This is a genomic window from Halomonas sp. ND22Bw, assembly GCF_003011945.1.
In the GTDB taxonomy this organism is placed as follows: Bacteria; Pseudomonadota; Gammaproteobacteria; order Pseudomonadales; family Halomonadaceae; genus Halomonas; species Halomonas halophila.
In genome coordinates this window covers 1-550 of the sequence record NZ_PXWD01000079.1, presented here as the reverse complement: position 1 = coordinate 550, position 550 = coordinate 1, and the positions used below count along the sequence as shown (strand labels likewise).

General features: G+C 58.2%; 1 protein-coding gene. It reads left to right on the top strand.

The features are described from left to right. Positions 1 to 264: 264 nt before the first annotated feature. Positions 265 to 550 (top strand): hypothetical protein (locus CVH10_RS17040; RefSeq protein WP_219924732.1); only part of this gene is annotated, 286 nt, incomplete at its 3' end.

Genomic DNA, 550 nt, shown 5'->3' with positions numbered 1-550 from the left:
CCTCCCGAGGGACGTCTCGGTCGGACGGTTGCAATTTTGCACCTTCAACGTGCCGGATCTCTTGAACTCGCCATCCCAGGTTGACCGAAGCCCGACTGCATCCATAGTTCCGCCCGAGATCCGGTGGGTGGAAGGGTTTTCTCGGTGGCGACGATACGGGTCGATCAGACCGCTTCCGGAGAAGCCGGGAATGGACGCAGTTCGAGAACAGTCTTCTCACCCGACGGGCGGAAGATCCTTTTCGCGAGTACGTCGACAAACCTCGTGTCCGGCGACACCAACCTCGCTCAGGACCTTTTCGTCAAGGATCTCGAAACCGGCACGATCACACGCGTTTCGACCTCGTCCGATGGTGTACAGGCGAACGGGCGCAGTAACTTCGGCCAGTTCTCCCCCAATGGAAATCAGGTTCTTTTCACGAGCGAGGCGTCAAATCTCGTCGCGGGCGATACGAACGACCCAACCAAGAACCTGGACGTCATCAGAAGCGAAGACGTCTTCGTAAAAGATCTGACGACGAATACGACGATCCGCGTGTCGACGGCAGCGG